General features: G+C 74.2%; 15 protein-coding genes. 6 read left to right on the top strand and 9 right to left on the bottom strand.

Annotated features, from left to right (window positions below):
* Nucleotides 1–54: 54 nt before the first annotated feature.
* Together HS045_RS23495 and HS045_RS23490 are read right to left on the bottom strand one after the other, a co-directional pair.
* Nucleotides 55–1626, bottom strand: coding sequence for a pentapeptide repeat-containing protein (locus tag HS045_RS23495; RefSeq protein WP_196453556.1), 1572 nt, complete (start codon nucleotides 1624–1626; stop codon nucleotides 55–57).
* 48 nt (nucleotides 1627–1674) lie between these two features.
* Nucleotides 1675–2736, bottom strand: a complete 1062-nt coding sequence (locus HS045_RS23490) for a DUF5685 family protein (protein ID WP_196453555.1) — start codon at nucleotides 2734–2736, stop codon at nucleotides 1675–1677.
* 82 nt (nucleotides 2737–2818) lie between these two features.
* Between HS045_RS23490 and HS045_RS23485 the strand changes: the two genes are divergently transcribed.
* Nucleotides 2819–3583, top strand: a complete 765-nt coding sequence (locus tag HS045_RS23485; RefSeq protein WP_307827663.1) for an enoyl-CoA hydratase-related protein — start codon at nucleotides 2819–2821, stop codon at nucleotides 3581–3583.
* Nucleotides 3584–3862: 279 nt separating this feature from the next.
* Nucleotides 3863–4420, top strand: coding sequence for a hypothetical protein (locus tag HS045_RS23480; protein WP_196453554.1), 558 nt, complete (start codon nucleotides 3863–3865; stop codon nucleotides 4418–4420).
* Between the two features lie 141 nt (nucleotides 4421–4561).
* Here HS045_RS23480 and glgC read toward each other — a convergent pair whose 3' ends face one another.
* A complete protein-coding gene (glgC, locus tag HS045_RS23475; protein ID WP_196453553.1) occupies nucleotides 4562–5788 on the bottom strand; it encodes a glucose-1-phosphate adenylyltransferase in 1227 nt (408 codons plus the stop codon).
* A 48-nt stretch (nucleotides 5789–5836) separates the two neighbouring features.
* On the opposite strand from glgC, the gene glgA reads away from it, so the two are divergent.
* Nucleotides 5837–7030 (top strand): glycogen synthase, encoded by a 1194-nt coding sequence (gene glgA / locus HS045_RS23470; RefSeq protein WP_196453552.1) that lies wholly within the window; start codon nucleotides 5837–5839, stop codon nucleotides 7028–7030.
* A gap of 15 nt (nucleotides 7031–7045) precedes the next feature.
* On the opposite strand, the gene HS045_RS23465 is transcribed toward glgA, so the two are convergent.
* From HS045_RS23465 to HS045_RS23455, 3 genes are all read right to left on the bottom strand, one after another.
* Nucleotides 7046–7513 carry an OsmC family protein gene (locus HS045_RS23465; RefSeq protein ID WP_196453551.1) on the bottom strand — a complete coding sequence of 156 codons (468 nt, stop codon included), beginning with the start codon at nucleotides 7511–7513 and terminating at the stop codon, nucleotides 7046–7048.
* A 110-nt stretch (nucleotides 7514–7623) separates the two neighbouring features.
* Nucleotides 7624–8370 (bottom strand): hypothetical protein, encoded by a 747-nt coding sequence (locus tag HS045_RS23460; RefSeq protein ID WP_307827662.1) that lies wholly within the window; start codon nucleotides 8368–8370, stop codon nucleotides 7624–7626.
* Between the two features lie 317 nt (nucleotides 8371–8687).
* Complete coding sequence (locus HS045_RS23455) at nucleotides 8688–9245, bottom strand: GNAT family N-acetyltransferase (RefSeq protein WP_196453549.1); 558 nt, start codon at nucleotides 9243–9245, stop codon at nucleotides 8688–8690.
* Between the two features lie 199 nt (nucleotides 9246–9444).
* Here HS045_RS23455 and HS045_RS23450 point away from each other — a divergent pair, with 199 nt between their 5' ends.
* Nucleotides 9445–10572 carry an alpha/beta hydrolase gene (locus HS045_RS23450; protein WP_230884551.1) on the top strand — a complete coding sequence of 376 codons (1128 nt, stop codon included), beginning with the start codon at nucleotides 9445–9447 and terminating at the stop codon, nucleotides 10570–10572.
* 105 nt (nucleotides 10573–10677) lie between these two features.
* Here the strand turns inward: HS045_RS23450 and HS045_RS23445 are convergent, their stop codons facing one another.
* Nucleotides 10678–11100, bottom strand: a complete 423-nt coding sequence (locus tag HS045_RS23445) for an Lrp/AsnC family transcriptional regulator (protein WP_196453548.1) — start codon at nucleotides 11098–11100, stop codon at nucleotides 10678–10680.
* A 150-nt stretch (nucleotides 11101–11250) separates the two neighbouring features.
* Between HS045_RS23445 and HS045_RS23440 the strand changes: the two genes are divergently transcribed.
* Complete coding sequence (locus tag HS045_RS23440; RefSeq protein WP_196453547.1) at nucleotides 11251–12105, top strand: tryptophan 2,3-dioxygenase; 855 nt, start codon at nucleotides 11251–11253, stop codon at nucleotides 12103–12105.
* A gap of 94 nt (nucleotides 12106–12199) precedes the next feature.
* A complete protein-coding gene (locus HS045_RS23435) occupies nucleotides 12200–13066 on the top strand; it encodes a dihydrodipicolinate synthase family protein (protein WP_196453546.1) in 867 nt (288 codons plus the stop codon).
* A gap of 155 nt (nucleotides 13067–13221) precedes the next feature.
* On the opposite strand, the gene HS045_RS23430 is transcribed toward HS045_RS23435, so the two are convergent.
* Nucleotides 13222–14031 (bottom strand): Fpg/Nei family DNA glycosylase, encoded by an 810-nt coding sequence (locus tag HS045_RS23430; protein ID WP_196453545.1) that lies wholly within the window; start codon nucleotides 14029–14031, stop codon nucleotides 13222–13224.
* A gap of 9 nt (nucleotides 14032–14040) precedes the next feature.
* Nucleotides 14041–14490, bottom strand: coding sequence for a DUF2809 domain-containing protein (locus HS045_RS34865; protein ID WP_196453544.1), 450 nt, complete (start codon nucleotides 14488–14490; stop codon nucleotides 14041–14043).
* Between the last annotated feature and the right edge of the window lie 26 nt (nucleotides 14491–14516).

Here is a 14516-nt window from a genome sequence, read left to right as displayed (position 1 = left end):
GCCACCGGGGCGTCCTCGGCCGCCGGCCCGCCGGGAGGCCGGCCCCGGCCGCGGCTAGGAGCTGTTCGGCGGCCGGAGCACCCGGGCGGCTCCCGCGATCAGGGCGGTGGCCAGCACCCACCCGGAGGCCACCAGCGTCCAGGCCAGCCACCGGGTCCAGCCGACCGGCTCCCAGGCCCCGCGCTGCTCGAAGACGCTCACCGGGACCAGCAGGTCCAGCGTGTAGACGAAGGCGTTGAAGTGCCGCACGTGCTCCGGGTCGATCTTCACCGGCGGCACCGCCGAGAAGACCGCGGTCCCCGCGACCAGCAGCACCGCCGCCCAGAGCCCGGCCAGCCAGGGGCGGTAGCCGTACCCGACGGCGACGTCGAGCAGGCGGCCCCAGAAGCGGCCGGTGGACCGGAGCGTGCCGCGGTGCTCGCGCTGCTTGGCCAGCAGCACCCGGCGGGCGTCCGGTTCGTGGCCGATCCGCCGGTACCAGGCGGCGAGCTGCTCGTACGGCTGCGGCCGGTAGCCGTCCGGGTCCCGGCCGGCCCACGAGAGCCGCTCGGCGACGGTCCACGCGCCGCGCAGCGCCTCGTAGGTCAGCCCGTTCAGCTGGACCCGGCCGGGGTAGGCGCCGGGCCGGTCCAGCAGCACGCCGATCCGCGAGTAGCCGAGGTTGACCTCGCCCTCGGCCTCGGACGGGGTGAGGATCAGCTCGTCGACCTGCAGATGGCTCAGGTGCAGGGACCGGTCAGGAGCCCTGAGCGCCGCCCCGTCGAACGAGAGCACGCCGTTGATCCGCGCGCCGCGCAGCCGTACGGTGCCCGTCGCGCGGAACCCGGCGCTGAACTCGGCGGCCCCGGCCTCCAGGAAGTCGGCGTGGACGGCGTGCGATCCGACGGCGGTGATCGAGGCGCCCTGCAGGTAGAGGCCGCCGAGGAACCTCGCCCCGGTCATCCGGAGCCCTCCGGTGGCCCGCAGGCCCCTCAGGAACGCGCCGCCGTCCACCACCAGCCCGCCCGCCCACATCGCCCAGTGGTGCCGGTCCAGGCCGCGCTCCCTCCGCTCGGCCTCGCTGAACGGCCTCCTGACGTCCTCCAGGAACGCGTCCGCGGGCTCCTCGTCCTCGGTGGCGGCGGCCAGGTGCGTCTTGGAGAGCCGGAGCTGGCCGGTGACGTGGGCGTTGTCCAGCCGCAGGCCGCCGCGCAGGGTGGAGCCGTCGAACTCCAGCAGCCCGTCGACGGTGCTGCGCGCCGCCCGGACCCGGCGCATCTCACAGCCGCGGAAGCGCAGCCCCCGGGTGCTGGCGTCGGTGAGGTCGACCGTTCCGGACAGGTGGCAGTTGAGCAGGTGGAGCTTGGCCCCGACGGCGGCGTCCGACAGGTCCAGGCTCCCGGTGATCCGCGCTCCGGCCAGCCGGAGACCGGGGGTCGTGCCCGGCTCCGCCTCCCGCGCGCCGCGCAGCAGCGCCGCCACGACCTCCGCCCGGATCGTCCGCTCCGGGCCCCAGGACTCCCCGCCCGCGGGGTCGTCGGCCTGCGGGTCGCCGGAGCGCAGGTCCACCCAGGAGCCCGTGGGGTAGGCGTCCCAGAGCCGCCGCTCGGCCGGGTTCAGCCGCCGCAGGGGGCGGTTCAGCCGCATTCGGTCCCTCCGTCCTCCGCCGGGAGCGCTCCCGGCACCCGCGATCCGTCAGCTGCAGTCGCAGCAGTCGCAGCAGCTGCAGCAGTCGCACTCGCGCAGGTGGCAGCGCTCGTCGCACGGGCGGCCCCGCTTCCTGCTCCACCGGGGCCGCCACATCCCGCAGGTGAGGAAGGTCGCGACCCCCGCGGCGGACTTGCGCACGATCCCCGGCCGTTCGTAGGAGGCCGAGGGCGCGCCGGCGCCGAACGCCCGGTCCACCGCCCGCCGGACCTCGGCGCCGAGCAGCACCTCGGCCAGGTGCCGGTCCTCCAGCTCCGTCTCGGCCAGGGCCAGGGCGAGACCGCGGGCGGCGTCGTCGCAGAGCCGCCGGGCCTCCTCGCGGGAGGTTCCGGTGGCGGTCAGCGGGTTGAAGGCCCCCCGCGCGTCGTCCTCCTCGCGGTCCTCCACCGCGTCGAGCAGGTGGGCGATCCTGCCGAAGAACCTGCCCGCCTCGGCCAGCGCCTCGGCGTTGCCCGGTCTGCCCGCGAGCACCGCCGTGTGCGCGAAGGCGGCGGCCACCGCCTCCTCGGCGGGACCGGTCAGGTCGAGCAGGGAGACGCCCGGCGTCCCGGCCGCGCCGCCGGCCGGGACCGCCGCCCGGCGCTCCAGCGCGAGCTGCCGCCCCACGGCGGAGTCCAGGACGGCGGTGTCGAACCCGACCCCGGCCCCGATCCTTGCCCCGGCCGCGGCCCAGCGGGCGGCGAGCAGGCCGCGGACCGGCGCCGTGGCGGAGGCGGAGTCGCCGTCGGCGACGTGGTCGCGGATCCTGCCCGCGGCCAGCACGAGCGAGACCGAGGCCGCCAGCCGGGCCCCCCGCGCCCGGGCGTCCACCACGTCGGCGGACCGGAACCCGCGCAGCGCGCACGGGCCCGCCGTCCGGTGCGGGGAGGCGGCCGGCAGCTGCGCCTCGGCGAGCACCGAGACGATCAGGCCGTCGTAGTTGGCGGCCAGCCGCGCCGCCTGGCCCTGCCCGTCGCGCAGGGTCAGGCAGAGCCCGCACAGGTGGGCCGCCCACGCGCGGCGCAGCGACGGGCAGGCGTGCTCGCCGCAGGGGCGGATGATCCCGAACATTCGGCCTCACAGACTCGGGCGTCCGGCGGGGGAGAGGGGACCGGCCGCATGATCGCACGAAGCTCCCGGGAGAATCTACCCCGTGCAGATCTGCAACGGCTTCCGGCTGACGGTCGGCGATCCCGCCGAGCACGTCGCCACGCTCCGGATCGACCGCCCGGACAAGCGCAACGCGATGAGCGCCGACATGTGGCGGGCGCTGCCCGGCATCCTGGAGCGGCTCGCGGCGGACCCGGGGGTGCGGGTGCTCGTGCTCACCGGGGCGGGCGGGACCTTCTGCTCCGGCGCGGACATCTCCGAGATCGCGCGGCTCTCCGAGGACGGCGACGACACCGGCCTGACCGTCACCGCCGAGCGGGCGCTGACCCGCTTCCCCAAGCCGGTGATCGCGATGATCGAGGGCTTCTGCGTGGGCGGCGGCTGCCAGCTCGCGCTCGCCTGCGACCTGCGCCTCGCCGCCGGCGACGCCCGCTTCGGGATCACCCCGGCCAGGCTCGGCATCGTCTACCCGCTCTCCTCCACCCGCCGCCTGGTCGACCACGTCGGGCCCTCCGCGGCCAAGGCGCTGCTCTACACCGCCGACCTGGTCGACGCCGACCGGGCGCTGCGCATCGGCCTGGTCGACGAGGTCCTGCCGGCCGGGGAACTGGCCGGCCGGGTGTACGGCCTGGCCCGCACGATGGCCGGGCGGTCGCAGCTCACGCTGGCGGCGAGCAAGGAGATCGTGGACGGCAGGACGGGGGAGGACGGTTTCCGCGCGTGGCAGCAGGCCTCCCGGGACGAGCGGTCCGAGGGGGTCGCGGCCTTCCTGGAGCGGCGCCCGCCCCGCTTCACCTGGGGCCGGTGACGGCCGGTTCCGGGGGAAACGCACCTTCCCTCGCGAAAGAGATTATTTCCGGTTACCTGCTCAAGGAAAGTGGGGGATTCTTTTCTCCGGGTGGGGCTTTGTTCAAACGCGGACGGATCAACCTCATTCGATTGTTCGAACTGAGGTATTTCAGTTTCGGCGTTTTCCGGTGAACGCACCCGGAGATCTCCAAAACTGCTTCCCGCGAGGCCTCTCCATCCCCCGGCCTCGTCGGCGGGCTTCGGCTACGCTGCGGAATCACGCGCGGAGGACTTCCCCATGACCACGACGCCCACGATCGAGGAACGGGTCACCCACTTGGAGCGGGACATCACGGAATTCGGCATGAGGTGCAGGCAGCGGTCGCTGCAGCACGCCCACCAGGCGGTGGACCCCGCCTACGGCATGATCGAGGAGATGCACCACCGGCTCGCCGGTGTCGAGCAGACGGTCGAACGGACCAGGGACGACGTCAAGATCTTGAGCGAGCAGGTCGGCGCGGCGATCGGCCGGATGGACCGGGTGGAGCGTCGCTTCGACCTGCTGTTCGGTCAGTTCTGCGATCTCGACAAGCGCCTGAGCGGCCGGGTCGAGGAGCTCGACAAGCGCCTGAGCGGTCGGATCGAGGAGCTCGACAAGCGTCTGAGCGGTCGGGTCGACGAGCTGAGCGGCCGGGTCGAGGAGCTCGACAAGCGCCTGAGCGGTCGGATCGAGGAGCTGGGCGGCAGGGTCGACGAGCTGAGCGGTCGGGTCGACGCGCTGGCCAGGTCCAACGCCGCCATGTTCCAGGCGATCCTGGAGCGTCTGCCGGAGAAGAGGGAGCCGGCCCGGCCGTAGCGGGTCACCCGGCGGTGCGCCGGACGGCGGCCGGACACCGCATCCGGCGGCGGATCGGGGCTCCGGCTCCCCCAGGACGTCCTGGGGGAGCCGGAGCCCCGATCCGGGCATTGGGGACGGCCGGGGCCCGCGGGGCGGGCCCTACCGGTCGACGATCTCGTTCTTGCCGATGACCACGACGCCGCTGTCGGTGACCGCGAAGCGGGAGCGGTCGTGCTCCAGGTCGAAGCCGATCCGGGCGCCGTCCGGAATGACCACGTTCTTGTCGATGATGGCCTTGCGCACGATCGCACCTCTGCCGATCTTCACATTGCCCATCAGCACGGAGTCCTCGACCACGGAGTGGGAGTGCAGCACCACGCCGGGCGAGAGGATGGACCGCTCGGCGAGGCCGCCCGAGACGATCACCCCCGAGGAGACCAGCGAGTCGATCGCCCGGCCGACCCGGTCGCCGTCGTTGAGCACGAACTTGGCCGGGGGGAGCGGGTCGTGGCCGGTGTAGATGGGCCAGCGGTCGTTGTAGAGGTTGAAGACCGGGTGCGCCGAGATGAGGTCCATGTGCGCCTCGTAGTAGGCGTCCAGGGTCCCCACGTCGCGCCAGTAGCCCCGGTCGCGCTCGGTCGAACCGGGCACGACGTTGTCGGCGAAGTCGTAGACCTCGGCGCTGCCGCTCTTGACCATCATCGGGATGATGTTCCCGCCGAGGTCGTGCTTGCTGGTGGGGTCGAGCGCGTCCTCGCGGAGCGCGTCGATCATCGCCTGGGTCCTGAAGACGTAGTTGCCCATCGAGGCGTAGACCTGGTCGGGCGCGTCCGGCAGGCCCACCGCGTCCGTGGGCTTCTCCCGGAACGCGGTGATCCGCCGCCCCGCGGGGTCGGTCTCGATCACCCCGAACTGGTCGGCCAGCGACAGGGGCTGCCGGATCGCCGCCACGGTCACCTCGGCGCCGGAGTCGATGTGCTGCTCCACCATCTGCCGGGGGTCCATCCGGTAGATGTGGTCGGCGCCGAACACGATGACGTGCTCGGGCAGCTCGTCGTAGATCAGGTTCAGGTTCTGGAACAGCGCGTCGGCCGACCCGGAGAACCAGTGCGGCCCGAGCCGCTGCTGCGCCGGGACCGGGGTGACGTAGTTGCCCAGCATCGCCGAGAGCCGCCAGGTGCGGGAGATGTGCCGGTCGAGGCTGTGGTTCTTGTACTGCGTCAGCACGACGATCTTCAGGTAGTGGCCGTTGGCCAGATTCGACAGCACGAAGTCGATCAGCCGGTAGATCCCTCCGAACGGCACCGCCGGTTTCGCCCGGTCCGCCGTCAACGGCATGAGCCGCTTGCCTTCACCGCCGGCGAGCACGATCGCGAGGACTCTCATACCAGGACCTTAACCTGGCGAAGGGGGATGAAACACTAGGGTGTGACCATGGGATTCGATCTACGAGTCGATCTGCTGAGCCGTGAGTACCCGCCGGAGGTCTACGGCGGTGCCGGAGTGCACGTCGAGTACCTCGCCCGGGAGCTGAGAGCGCTGGCCGACACCCGCGTCCGCTGCTTCGGGGCCCCGCGCTCCGAGCCCGGGACCGAGGCCTACCGGGTCCCGGACGGCCTGGCGGCGGCCAACGCCGCGCTGCAGGTGCTCGGGGTGGATCTGGAGATGGCCGCGGGGTGCGAGGGCGCCGACCTCGTGCACAGCCACACGTGGTACGCCAACTTCGCCGGTCACGTGGCCAAGATGCTGTACGGCACGCCGCACGTGGCGACCACGCACAGCCTGGAGCCGCTCCGCCCCTGGAAGGCCGAGCAGCTCGGCGGCGGCTACACCCTCTCGTCGTGGGCCGAGCGGACGTCGCTGGCCGCGGCCGACGCGATCATCGCGGTCTCGGAGGGCATGCGCCGGGACGTGCTCGCCTGCTACCCGGAGATCGCCCCGGAGCGGGTCTCGGTGATCCACAACGGCATCGACACCGACGAGTACGCCCCCGACCCCGGCACCGACGTGCTGAAGCGGCACGGCATCGACGCCGGCCGGCCGTACGTCGTGTTCGTCGGGCGGATCACCCGGCAGAAGGGCCTGGTCCATCTGCTGCACGCGGCCCGGGACCTGCACCCCGACGCCCAGCTGGTGCTCTGCGCGGGCGCCCCCGACACGCCCGAGATCGCCGCCGAGGTGACCGGGCTGGTGCGGGAGCTGGAGCGGGACCGGGCCGGGGTCGTCTGGATCTCGGAGATGCTCCCGCGCCCCGAGGTGATCCAGATCCTCACCCACGCCACGGTGTTCGTCTGCCCGTCGGTCTACGAGCCCATGGGCATCGTGAACCTGGAGGCCATGGCGTGCGAGACCGCCGTGGTCGCCACCGCCACCGGCGGCATCCCCGAGGTCGTGGCCGACGGCGCGACCGGCCTGCTGGTCCCGATCGCGCAGACGGCCGCGGACGGCACCCCGGACGACCCGGCCGCCTTCGCCGCCGACCTCGCCGAGCGGGTCAACCGGCTGCTGGCCGATCCGGCGCTCGCCGCCGAGCTGGGCCGGGCCGGGCGGGCCCGGGCCGTGGAGCACTTCTCCTGGGCCCGGATCGCCGAGCGGACGATGGCGCTCTACCGGTCGCTCGTCCCGTGACGGGTCCGGGAGCGCTCAGAACCTGATCACGGGTTCGGCGGTGACGGGGAAGTTCACCGAGCGGGCGATGAAGCAGTACGCGTGCACCTCGCCGTGCAGGCGTTCGGCCGCGGCCGCCATCGCGGGGGAGGCGACGGTCACGGTCGGCCGGAGCACGACCCCGGTGAACCGTCCCGAGCCGTTCCCGTCCTCCGCCATGGTGCCCTCCGGCTCGTCCACGTAGCCGGTCACCACGACGCCGCCGGTCGCGCACAGGTGCAGGTACCAGAGCAGGTGGCACTGGGAGAGCGAGGCGACGAGCAGTTCCTCGGGGTTCCAGCGGGCCGGGTCGCCCCGGAAGGCGGGGTCGGACGATCCGGCCAGCGGCTCCTTGCCCGCGGCGGTGACCTCGTGCTCCCGGCCGTAGCCGCGGTAACCCGCGGTGCCCTCGCCGCGGTTCCCGGTCCAGGTGACGGTGAGCCGGTAGCGGTGTTCACGTGTCATGGCGGGAATCATGGCAGGAATCACGACAGGACACGCCCGGCCGGTATCGACCGAGCGTGTCCGTCCCTGTCTGCGCATGTCTTGCGTGTCCCGTCCGGAAGCCGGGAGTCCTACGCCTCGGCGAGCACGCTTCCGTAGGCGCGGGCCGCCAGGTCGGCGATGAGCCCGTGCGCGCCCAGCGGGCCGGCGCACTCGATCCCGGCGTCCCGCGCCACCGCGTCCGCGAGGCCGGGGCCGGCCTCGGGACCGATCAGGCACGGGGACAGGGCGATGCGCCCGGCGCCGATGCCGCGCAGCCGTTCGGCCGCGTCGGCGACGGAGGGGGCGCCGTCGAGGGAGGCGACCAGCACGGGGAGCGTCAGCCGGGAGGCCAGCAGCACGGCCGTCGGCTGCGCCTCCACCGCCCCCCGGTCTCCGCCGACCGTGGCCAGGACGACCGCGTCGACCGGGCTGGAGACGTTGAGCAGCCGCACCCGGTCGGGCCTGGCGAGGTCCTTCTCGGCGAGGCGGATGTGCAGGGCCTCGGCGAGCAGCGGATGCGGGCCGAGGTGCTCGGTGACCGTCACGGTCGCCCCGCTCGCCGCCACCGCCTCGGCGATCATCCGGTCGGCGGAGGGGTGCGGACCGGTCAGCAGCGGAACCACGATGGCGGCCACGGCGTCCTCGGGCCGGGAGCGGGCCGAGGCCTCCAGTTCGGAGGTCAGCTCCTTGCCGTCCTCGCCGAGACCGGCCAGGCGGACCTCGATCTGCGGGTTGTCGACCCGGACGGTGGCGGCGAGCTCGGCGGCGGCACCGGACGCGTCGCCGGGTACGGCCAGCACGAGCGCGGGGGCCTCGGGCGGGAGCTGGGAAGGCACGGGTCTGCGGTGCCGGCCGGAGGGCCGGGCGGCGCGCCCGCGCACGGGGAGGCTGGAACTCTCACTCACACGCGCGAACTCTAGGGCCATTTCGGTCGCTCCGCTGCCGGAAAACGGCAGCGATTCCGTCACAACGCGCCGGAACACCGGTGAGGGCACCCCGCAGGGGCGTCCCACGGGCTCCCGAGGGCTCCCCACGGGCTCCCGTGGCGCTCGCCTGAGGCCCCCGGCGGCCTCAGGGACCTCCGGGCGCTCTCCGCGGAGCTCCCGCGGGCCGGCCGGAGACGCCGGGACGCCGGAGACGCCGTCCGGGCCGGTCAGGCCTCGCGGTGCCCTTCCCACTCGTCCTCCAGCGCCGAATGCACGACGGAGTCGCGCCAGGCGCCGTGGACCCGCACGTGGTGCCGGATCCTGCCCTCCTCGACCATCCCGGCGACCAGCATCGCGAGCTGGGCGGCGGTGTTGGCGGGGGAACGGGCGCCCCAGATGCGGTGCAGGCGCAGATGCCTGAAGCCGAACGTCAGCAGCAGCCGGATCAGGTCGGTGCCCCTCCCCCGGCCCCAGTGGTCGGGCCGGAGCCCGAGGCCGATCTCCGCACTGTGCGGGTGATCGGCCTCGATGTGCAGTCGGGCGACGCCGATGACCTCGCCGCCGTCCGGCTCGGTCACCGCCAGCACGTAGAGCCGCCGGGGCTCTCTGCCCGCCGACTCGATCGCCTCGGCGACGATCTCCTCGACCTCCTCCCGGGTGCGGGGGCCGAAGGGCAGATGCTCGGTGGTCGCCGGGTCGCCGTAGACGGCGTGCAGCGCCTCCACATCGGCGAACGTCACTTCCCGCAGGCCGAGTCCCTTGCCGGAGACCTCAACAGGGCGCATGCGCCGACGCTAACGCCTCATCCGTCCCACGGCTAGGGATCATTCCGGTCAGGATCATTTCCTGATTTCGGCACAATCTGTCGACGGCGGCACCCGGCCGGCCCCGGGAACGCTCCCCGAGGTGACCGGCAGCCCGTCGCCGGGCCGTCCCCGCGTACGCGGAGAGGACAGGTGAGGGCGGATGGAGGAGAATGGGCGGATGATCCCGTCCGCCACGGATGTCAGGGACGTCCTCGTGCTCGCCGGTCCCGGCCTGGTCGCCGACCTCCGGCTGCTCGCCGAGATCGCCGACCGGGAGTGCGCCGCGCTGGGCGTGCGCGGGACCGTTGCGGCGGTCCCCGGGCCCGCAGCGCTGGAGGCGGCGGTCCTGGAGGCCTCCGGCCCCCTGGTCGTCCTGCCCGGTCCCGACCCCGAGGCGCGCGCCCTCATGCCCCGGCACCCCCGCGCCGTCTGGCTGGACCTCGACCGGGTCACGGAGCCTTCGGGCCCCGGCCACCTGCACGGGCGCGGGGTCGGGGGATTGGCCTGGGCGATCCGCCACGCCGTGCACCGGTTGCGCCGGCCCGCCCGCAGGGTCGCCTACGGCGCGCACCCCGACCAGTGGGCGGAGGTGCGGCGGGCGCACGGGTCACCGGACGAGCCGTGGGGCGGCCCGGAGGGCGGGCGGCCGGTCCCGCTGGCGGCGGTGCTGCACGGCGGCTACTGGCGGTCGGTCTGGGGCGCGGACCTGATGGACGCGCTCTGCGCGGACCTGGCCGGGCGCGGCCTGGACGCCTGGAACCTCGAATACCGCCGTCCCGACCGGCACGGCTGGGCCGCGACGACCGAGGACGTGGCCGCGGGCCTGGCGCTGGCGGTGCGGAGCGCGCGGGGACCGGTCGCGGTGATCGGCCACTCCGCGGGCGGGCAGCTGGCCCTGCGGGCGGCGGCCGACGACGGGCGGGTGGCGCTGGCGGTCTCCCTGGCCGGAGTTCTCGACCTGGTGGAGGGCGACCGCCGCCACCTCAGCGGGGGCGCGGTCGCCGCCGCCCTGGGCGGTCCGGTCGGGGCGGTGCCCGAGGTCTACGCCCGCTCCAGTCCGCTGGAGCGCCTGCCGCTGCAGGTCCCGCAGCTCGTGGTCCAGGGGGACGGGGACGACCTCGACCTGGTCGACCTCAACCGCCGCTACGCGCGGGCCGCCCGCGCCGCGGGCGACGAGGTGACCTATCTGGAGATGACCGGCGACCACTTCGATGTGATCGACCCCGCCTCGCCGATCTGGCGGGCCACCGCGGGGGCGATCACCGACCGGATCCTCCGCGGCGCGGGAGGCCCGCCGGCGGGCTGACGGAGTGAGGACCGGCGGCGCGGCGCCGGCGCGCGGGAACGTCCGCTCAAGGGGTCGCGCGTCCGTCCAAGGGCTCACGGTCCGCCCGGGAGGCGGCGCGTCCGCTCAGGGGGAGAGGGGGCGCCAGGGCACCGGGCTGGAGAGCACCATCATGCTCGACGGGTGCCCGTACGGCGCCAGCCGGTCGATCAGCTCCTCGAAGGCCGTCATCGAGGCGGCCGAGACCCGCATCAGGCAGCAGGTCTCCCCGGTCACCCGGTGCACCTCCAGGATCTCCGGCCAGGCCAGCGCCTGCTCGTCGCGGAGCACGCACCGCGGCCCGTAGCACGACATCCTGATCAGCGCCGCCACGGCGCGCCCGGCGCGGGCCGGGTCCACCCGGGCGTGGTAGCCGGTGATCACGCCGGACTCCTCCATCCGCCGCACCCGCTCGGCCACGGCCGGAGCGGACAGGTGGACCCGGCGGGAGAGCTCGCTGTAGGAGAGCCGGGCGTCTTTCTGCAGCTCGGCCAGGAGTGCCCAGTCCATCGCGTCCACTGTCACGCTCCGTCATCCGCAAACCCGATCCGCCTGGCGGCCTTCCGTTCCCAAGGTAAACCACCGAATCGCCTTTATCGCGTTATTTAGGTATTCAGTGGTGTGAGAAAGGATGGAAGGAAGACCGCACGAGGGAGAGAAGTGAACAGCATCAAGCAGCGCACCGAGCAGGAGCGGGCCGTCCGGGCCGCCGAGAACGAAGGGCTGCCCACGCTCGGCTTCGACTCCGCCACGCCGTACGACGACTATGTGGGCACCGCCCTGCTGCACCGGCTCCAGCGGACCGTCACCGACGCCCCGGAGGAGCTCGCGTTCCTGGTCACCACGCAGGTCATGGAGCTGTACTTCGGGCTGCTCCGTTCGGAGTGGCGGCTGGCCCAGCGGCAGCTCGACGACGACGACGCCGCGTCCGCGATCACGACGATCAGGCGGAGCGTCCGGCACTTCGAGGCGCTCAACGCGGCCTGGTCCTCGCTGAGCTGGCTCACCCCGGCGCAGTTCAACCAGTTCCGCGACGCGCTCGGTGAGGCGTCCGGCTTCCAGTCGGCCTACTACCGGCACGTGGAGTTCCTGCTCGGCATCAAGTCCGAGGCCATGATCCGTCCGCACCGGCGCAACCCCGAGGCCTACGCCGAACTCGTGGACGCGCTGGCCCGGCCCAGCCTCTACGACTCGGTGCTGGCCTTCCTGGCCCGCAACGGCTTCGCGGTTCCGCCCCAGGTGACCGAGCGCGACCACGCCGCCGAGTACCAGCCGAGCCGACAGGTGGAGGCGGTCTGGGCCGAGGTCTACGCGAGCCCGCTGGCGCCGCTGGCCGAGGCGCTGACCGATCTGGCCGAGCAGTTCTCCGACTGGCGCTACCGCCACCTGATGGCGGTCCGCCGCTCCATGGGCGCCAAGCCGGGCTCGGGCGGCTCCAGCGGGATGACCTGGCTGGAGCGGAGCATGCGCCGGGAGATCTTCCCCGAGCTCTGGACCGCCCGCACCCTCATGTGAGACGGCCTGCGACGGAACGGATCAGCAGGGCTTAACGACCGGCCCAACGAAAGCTAACTGGACCTGAAGGCCCGGCGGCTGCCAGGCTCGGACCGTGACGTTCTCCGGTGTCCTCGTCCCGCTGATCACCCCGTTCGCCGCCGACGGCGAGATCGCCGCCGAGGCGCTGGAAGGCCTGGCGCACGCCGTGCTCGACGGAGGCGCGAGCGGGCTGGTCGCGCTCGGCACCACCGCCGAGGCCGCCATGCTCACCGGCAAGGAGCGGCGGGCGGTCGCCGAGGTGTGCGCCCGGGTCTGCCGGGAGCGGGAGGCGACTCTGGTGGTGGGAGCCGGATCGAGCGGCACCCGCGGCACCGCCGAAGCCCTGCGCGACCTCGCCGGGGCGGCGGACGCCGCACTGGTCGCCGTGCCGTCCTTCGTCCGCCCCGGCGAGGCGGGGGTGCTGGCGCACTTCACCGAGCTGTCCCGGCGCAGCCCGGTGCCGCTGATCGTCTACAACGTCCCCCACCGGACCGGCCAGACCGCGGGAGCCGCCGCACTGCGCGAGATCGGCGCGCTGCCCATGGTGCGGGGGGTCAAGCAGGCGGTCGGCGGCCTCGACGCCGACACCGTCGCCCTCCTGGCCGACCCGCCGGAGGACTTCGCGGTGCTGGCCGGCGACGACGCGTTCCTCTCCGCGCTGCTCGCCCTGGGCGCCCCCGGCGGCATCGTCGCCACCGCCCACCTGCGCACCGCCGACTTCGCCGCGCTCGCGGAGGCCTGGCGCTCCGGCGACGCCGCCCGCGCCCGCGCGCTCGGCCACCGCCTGTCGACCCTGGCGGCGGCCGTGTTTGCCGAGTCCAACCCCACCGTGCTCAAGGGCGTGCTGCACGCGCAGGGCCTCATCCCCACCCCGTCGGTACGGCTCCCGCTCGTGCCGGCCAGGCGCGAGTCGGTCGAGGCGGTCCTGCGGCTGCTCTGAGCGGGCCTCCGCCAAGCCGCCACCGGCCGGTCTCGTCTGCGCAGGGCCGGGACGAACCGGCCTCTCTCCCGGTGCCGGGCACCGGCGCAGGTCGCACCGGACGCGGGGCCGTCAGGCCGGAGGGGGTCGCCGGGCGGGCCGAAGGCCGGGGCCGGTCAGCCCGGTTGGCAGCCCGGGCAGTAGAAGAGGTTGCGGCCGACCAGCGACTCGGTGCGGACCTCGGTCTCGCAGACCAGGCAGGGCAGGCCCGAGCGCCGGTAGACGTAGACCTCGCCGCCGTGGTCGTCGACCCGGGGCGGCCGGCCCATCGCCTCGGGCGTGTGCTCCGGCCGGACCGTGTCGATCCGGCCCGCGCGCACTCCCTCGGCCATCAGGGCCACCAGGTCGGCCCAGACCGCCTCCCACCGCTCGCGGGTCAGCTCCCGGCCGGGTGTCGCCGGGGCGATGCCCTGGCGGAACAGCACTTCGGCCCGGTAGATGTTGCCCACGCCCGCGATGACCGACTGGTCCATCAGCAGTGCCGCGACGGACGTGCGGCTGCGGGAGATCCGCCGCCAGGCGAGGTCCGGGTCGGCGTCGGCGCGCAGCGGGTCGGGGCCGAGCCGGGCGTGCAGCGCCTTGACGTCGACGGGGTCGAGCAGCTCGCAGGTGTTCGGGCCGCGCAGGTCGGCGCAGGCGTCCGCGCCGGTCAGGCGGAGCCGTACCGCGCCGACGGGGGCGGGGGCGGGCATCGGGCCGAAGGCGAACCTGCCGTAGATACCGAGGTGAACGTGGAGCCAGCGGTCGTCGTCGAAGCCGAGCAGCAGGTGCTTGCCGTGCGCGTCGGCCTCCCGGAGCACCCGCCCGTCGATCTGCCGGGCCCCGGCGGCGAACCTGCCCTGCGGGCTCTCGGCGCGGACCGCCCGTCCGGCGAAGACCTGCCGGTGCTCGGCGGCCAGGCGGTGGATGGTGTGTCCTTCGGGCATGGGCGAAGGTTATCCGGTCGGTCCGGTCGGTCCGGTCGGTCCGGTCGGTCCGGTCGGTCCGGACGTCAGGAGAGCGGCGGCGGACCGGCGGTGCAGGAGCGTGTGGACGGCCGCGGCGCAGGCGGCCCCGGCGGCGTAGGCCGCCAGGTCGGCCGCGCCGAACGTGCTGCCGAGCACCAGCCGGGCCACCGCGCTCGCCGCGGAGAGCGCCGCGGGCACGGCGGTGAGCTGGGCGAACTCGACCGCCCAGCTGAAGGCCAGCGCCCCGGCCGCGGCCCGCAGCGGCGCGACGCGCGGCAGGGCGAACACGATGATCGTGTGGATGAGCACGGTGTAGAGGGCGTCACCGCCGTACGCGCCGAGCGGGCCGCCGGCCACCGCGCGGAGGGTCAGCCCGGCGGCCACGGTCGCCACGGCCGCCAGCGCGGCGGGCAGGCGGGAGCGGAGGGCGTGGGGCACCGCCCCACGATAGCGGCCGCTCCGGC

Origin of the sequence: Planomonospora sp. ID82291, assembly GCF_015711645.1 — a bacterium.
Taxonomy (GTDB): Bacteria; Actinomycetota; Actinomycetes; order Streptosporangiales; family Streptosporangiaceae; genus Planomonospora.
The sequence above is the reverse complement of the archived record's forward strand: the minus strand, read 5'-3'. Positions and strand labels throughout refer to the sequence as shown.

What these genes read in the sequence shown, in the direction of transcription:
- HS045_RS23495 (WP_196453556.1), bottom strand. Translation starts at nt 1,626, where the DNA reads ATGCGGCTGAACCGCCCCCTGCGGCGGCTGAACCCGGCCGAGCGGCGG.
- HS045_RS23490 (WP_196453555.1), bottom strand. Translation starts at nt 2,736, where the DNA reads ATGTTCGGGATCATCCGCCCCTGCGGCGAGCACGCCTGCCCGTCGCTG.
- HS045_RS23480 (WP_196453554.1), top strand. Translation starts at nt 3,863, where the DNA reads ATGACCACGACGCCCACGATCGAGGAACGGGTCACCCACTTGGAGCGG.
- glgC (WP_196453553.1), bottom strand. Translation starts at nt 5,788, where the DNA reads ATGAGAGTCCTCGCGATCGTGCTCGCCGGCGGTGAAGGCAAGCGGCTC.
- glgA (WP_196453552.1), top strand. Translation starts at nt 5,837, where the DNA reads ATGGGATTCGATCTACGAGTCGATCTGCTGAGCCGTGAGTACCCGCCG.
- HS045_RS23465 (WP_196453551.1), bottom strand. Translation starts at nt 7,513, where the DNA reads ATGACACGTGAACACCGCTACCGGCTCACCGTCACCTGGACCGGGAAC.
- HS045_RS23455 (WP_196453549.1), bottom strand. Translation starts at nt 9,245, where the DNA reads ATGCGCCCTGTTGAGGTCTCCGGCAAGGGACTCGGCCTGCGGGAAGTG.
- HS045_RS23450 (WP_230884551.1), top strand. Translation starts at nt 9,445, where the DNA reads ATGATCCCGTCCGCCACGGATGTCAGGGACGTCCTCGTGCTCGCCGGT.
- HS045_RS23445 (WP_196453548.1), bottom strand. Translation starts at nt 11,100, where the DNA reads ATGGACTGGGCACTCCTGGCCGAGCTGCAGAAAGACGCCCGGCTCTCC.
- HS045_RS23430 (WP_196453545.1), bottom strand. Translation starts at nt 14,031, where the DNA reads ATGCCCGAAGGACACACCATCCACCGCCTGGCCGCCGAGCACCGGCAG.